This is a genomic window from Streptomyces sp. NPDC101166, from assembly GCF_044768125.1.
In the GTDB taxonomy this organism is placed as follows: Bacteria; Actinomycetota; Actinomycetes; order Streptomycetales; family Streptomycetaceae; genus Streptomyces.
Genome location: NZ_JBIWPF010000366.1, coordinates 1 through 1039 on the forward strand (window position 1 = coordinate 1; position 1039 = coordinate 1039).

1 protein-coding gene is annotated in these 1039 nt (G+C 64.0%); it reads right to left on the bottom strand.

The annotated features are described in order from the left end of the window. Positions 1-403 precede the first annotated feature (403 nt). A complete protein-coding gene (locus ACIRS4_RS39145; protein ID WP_404205191.1) occupies positions 404-640 on the bottom strand; it encodes a hypothetical protein in 237 nt (78 codons plus the stop codon). Positions 641-1039 lie beyond the last annotated feature (399 nt).

Consider the following 1039-nt stretch of genomic DNA (forward strand, 5'->3'; position numbering starts at 1 on the left):
TGGTCGGGGACACGGTCGCGCCGCATATGGCGCCGCCCTCCACCGACACCGCCGCGTGGCATGCGGCCGACGCGATGGCCGCGCTGCCGGATGACCCGGCCGCAGCGATCGAGGAGATCCAGCGGCGGCGGGAGGAGATCGGTTCTCCTATTTCGTGTTCGGCGCCCACGTCGCGGACAAGTTCGCTCCGGTCGTGGCCGCACTCGCGGGGCGTTAGACGGGGCGCGACCGATCCCCGGCAGGCCAGATGTTCCAACCGGGGCCGCGGCCGCGCACCATCCGCTGGACGGCGGATTCATAGTGCCGCTTGGCATTACAGTCGTCGGCGCACGCCCGGTGGCGGTCGAGCCCGGCCTTCGCCTCGACGAGAGTCGCCGGAGGGAGGTGGGGTGCGCGGTGGCGGTCACCGGTCACGCGGGACACGATTCGACTCCGTTCGGGTGGCCGGGAACTGAATGACTTTGGCGGACTGGCCCCGCTCGGACGCGACCCGGATGATCTGACTCGCCGCCATCTTCCGCTCACACAGCGCCGTGAGGCAGTCACGATGTAGGACAATCGATTCCATCGCTTCCGCGGAGTTCATCGTCGGCTCGTCGTCGCCGACGTCACAGTCCTCCAATCGGTCGTAGGAGTCCACGGCGAATTCACCTCCCGCCGCGCGCGCATTCCTTTCCGCCCCCGGCGGTGACGGCCGCGGGGTCTATTTCCATACCGACCGGAATTTCTCAAATCCTCGACCAGACAGACGATGAGGACCGTCGCGCCGGTCACGGTCAGCAGCATCAAAGCCCAAGCGTCCCAAGGCATACCGACTCCCAGATGGTCTCGGATGAATTCTCTTGCGATGGCGATCTTCTCGTGTCGAGAGGTGCTGAATTCAAGTAGACACCTGGATTTGCGGGATTGGAACGCACACAATAGATGTGCCACGAAGAATGGTGGAAGCTCATTTTGTGCAGGCCCAAATAGTGCTAACCCGAATAGCGAGGCTAACGAAATGAATGGAGCTACAGTCTCCCGCAGAGCATTCGGAAAG